The 2913-nt window shown below is 54.3% G+C and carries 2 rRNA genes (1 of these 2 running past the window's edge); both read left to right on the plus strand.

Features of this window, described 5'->3' with window-relative positions:
* A 23S ribosomal RNA gene (locus tag P6166_RS17300) occupies positions 1 to 2608 on the plus strand (it extends 271 nt beyond the left edge of the window).
* Between the two features lie 125 nt (positions 2609 to 2733).
* Positions 2734 to 2848, plus strand: a 5S ribosomal RNA gene (rrf, locus tag P6166_RS17305).
* Positions 2849 to 2913 lie beyond the last annotated feature (65 nt).

A 2913-nucleotide genomic window follows, 5' to 3' on the forward strand; every position in this document is an offset into this window, starting at 1 on the left:
GGTATGGTTTTAGAAAAACAACCTGGAAAGGTTGGCCATAGAAGGTGATAGCCCTGTATTTGAAAGGGCCATACCAGTGAAGACGAGTAGGGCGGGGCACGTGAAACCCTGTCTGAACATGGGGGGACCATCCTCCAAGGCTAAATACTCCTGACCGACCGATAGTGAACCAGTACCGTGAGGGAAAGGCGAAAAGAACCCCGGAGAGGGGAGTGAAATAGATCCTGAAACCGTGTGCGTACAAGCAGTAGGAGCCCGCAAGGGTGACTGCGTACCTTTTGTATAATGGGTCAGCGACTTACTGTTCGTGGCAAGCTTAACCGTATAGGGGAGGCGAAGGGAAACCGAGTCTGATAAGGGCGCATAGTCGCGGGCAGTAGACCCGAAACCGGGTGATCTAGTCATGCCCAGGGTGAAGGTTGAGTAACATCAACTGGAGGCCCGAACCCACTCCCGTTGCAAAGGTAGGGGATGAGGTGTGATTAGGAGTGAAAAGCTAATCGAACCCGGAGATAGCTGGTTCTCCTCGAAAGCTATTTAGGTAGCGCCTCATATGTATCCTCTCGGGGGTAGAGCACTGTTATGGCTAGGGGGTCATCGCGACTTACCAAACCATTGCAAACTCCGAATACCGAGACGGACTGTATGGGAGACACACGGCGGGTGCTAACGTCCGTCGTGAAAAGGGAAACAACCCAGACCCACAGCTAAGGTCCCAAATTTTGTGCTAAGTGGAAAACCATGTGGAAAGGCACAGACAGCCAGGAGGTTGGCTTAGAAGCAGCCACCCTTTAAAGAAAGCGTAATAGCTCACTGGTCGAGTCGGTCTGCGGGGAAGATTTAACGGGGCTAAGCACAGAACCGAAGCTTGGGGTGCACAACTTCTGTTGTGCGCGGTAGAGGAGCGTTCCGTAAGCCTGCGAAGGTGGATTGAGAAGTCCGCTGGAGGTATCGGAAGTGCGAATGCTGACATGAGTAACGATAATGCGGGTGAAAAGCCCGCACGCCGAAAGCCCAAGGTTTCCTTGCGCAACGTTAATCGACGCAGGGTTAGTCGGTCCCTAAGGCGAGGGCGAAAGCCGTAGTCGATGGGAAGCAGGTTAATATTCCTGCACCTCGCGTGAGTGCGATGGAGGGACGGAGAAGGTTAGGTGTACCGGGCGTTGGTTGTCCCGGGGAAAGGCGGTAGGTTTGGATCTTTGGCAAATCCGGGATCCTTTAAGACCGAGCACCGAGACGAGCCCTTAGGGCGAAGTCACTGATACCACGCTTCCAGGAAAAGCTCCTAAGCTTCAGCTCACGAAGACCGTACCGTAAACCGACACAGGTGGGTAGGATGAGAATTCTCAGGCGCTTGAGAGAACTCGGGTGAAGGAACTAGGCAACATGGCACCGTAACTTCGGGAGAAGGTGCACCCTTTTTGGTGGCTCGTGCGAGCTATAGCTGAAGAGGGTCGCAGAAACCAGGCCGCTGCGACTGTTTATCAAAAACACAGCACTCTGCAAACACGAAAGTGGACGTATAGGGTGTGACGCCTGCCCGGTGCTGGAAGGTTAATTGATGGGGTCAGCCGCAAGGCGAAGCTCTTGATCGAAGCCCCAGTAAACGGCGGCCGTAACTATAACGGTCCTAAGGTAGCGAAATTCCTTGTCGGGTAAGTTCCGACCTGCACGAATGGCGTAACGACAGCGGCGCTGTCTCCACCCGAGACTCAGTGAAATTGAAATCGCTGTGAAGATGCAGCGTTCCCGTGGCAAGACGGAAAGACCCCGTGAACCTTTACTATAGCTTTACACTGAACGTTGAGTTCGTCTGTGTAGGATAGGTGGGAGGCTATGAAACCATGGCGCTAGCTGTGGTGGAGCCATCCTTGAAATACCACCCTGTCGTGCTTGACGTTCTAACCTAGGCCCGTAATCCGGGTCGGGGACCGTGTATGGTGGGTAGTTTGACTGGGGCGGTCTCCTCCTAAAGAGTAACGGAGGAGCACGAAGGTACGCTCAGCGCGGTCGGACATCGCGCACTGTGTGCAAAGGCATAAGCGTGCTTGACTGCAAGATCGACGGATCAAGCAGGTACGAAAGTAGGTCTTAGTGATCCGGTGGTTCTGTATGGAAGGGCCATCGCTCAACGGATAAAAGGTACTCCGGGGATAACAGGCTGATACCGCCCAAGAGTTCATATCGACGGCGGTGTTTGGCACCTCGATGTCGGCTCATCACATCCTGGGGCTGTAGTCGGTCCCAAGGGTATGGCTGTTCGCCATTTAAAGTGGTACGCGAGCTGGGTTCAGAACGTCGTGAGACAGTTCGGTCCCTATCTGCCATGGGCGTTGGAGATTTGAGAGGGGCTGCTCCTAGTACGAGAGGACCGGAGTGGACGAACCTCTGGTGTTCCGGTTGTCACGCCAGTGGCATTGCCGGGTAGCTATGTTCGGAAGCGATAACCGCTGAAAGCATCTAAGCGGGAAGCGCGCCTCAAGATGAGATCTCCCGGGGCACAAGCCCCCTAAAGGAACCATGTAGACTACGTGGTTGATAGGTCAGGTGTGTAAGTGCAGCAATGCATTGAGCTAACTGATACTAATGATCCGTGCGGCTTGACCATATAACCTCAAGTTGCCTTGGTCCCAACGAACACGTTGGTAGATACCAAATGCAAGCTACGTCACAAGTAACTATGCGAGACGCGCGCCTCATCCGCTCCTTGGATGGCGACGCTCCAACCGTCTCCCTGGTGAAATTAGCGCTGTGGAACCACCCGATCCCATCCCGAACTCGGAAGTGAAACGCAGCCGCGCCGATGGTAGTGTGGCTCAAGCCATGCGAGAGTAGGTCATCGCCAGGGGCTTTATCCCCAAACCCCCAGCCAATCGGCTGGGGGTTTGTCTTTTGCGGCTCAGAAAAGTGCGG

Origin of the sequence: Stenotrophomonas sp. HITSZ_GD (genome assembly GCF_029543105.1) — a bacterium.
Lineage (GTDB): Bacteria > Pseudomonadota > Gammaproteobacteria > Xanthomonadales > Xanthomonadaceae > Stenotrophomonas_A.